The organism is Virgibacillus sp. 7505 (genome assembly GCF_002272135.1).
GTDB lineage: Bacteria > Bacillota > Bacilli > Bacillales > Amphibacillaceae > Terribacillus.
Genome location: NZ_NPBF01000385.1, coordinates 1 through 223 on the forward strand (window position 1 = coordinate 1; position 223 = coordinate 223).

Genomic DNA, 223 nt, shown 5'->3' on the forward strand with positions numbered 1-223 from the left:
AATGTGAACCCGGTGTGGCTGGGAATGATTTGCCTTGCTGCTTGCAGCACAGGCTTTCTGTTCCCTTCCCAGTCTGTAGGGACAATGATGACGTATGCTCTCGGTTACTATACAAGCCAGGAACTATTAAAAGTAGGAGCGATCCTAACGTTATCGGTCATTGTCATAACCCTTCTGGCTGCATTTCTTTATTGGCCGCTTATTGGCTTGCCAGTTCATTAAG

1 pseudogene is annotated in these 223 nt (G+C 46.6%); it reads left to right on the forward strand.

Annotated elements, in window-relative coordinates:
• Positions 1-222: pseudogene (locus CHH91_RS19460) on the forward strand (anion permease); the annotation flags it as partial.
• Position 223 lies beyond the last annotated feature (1 nt).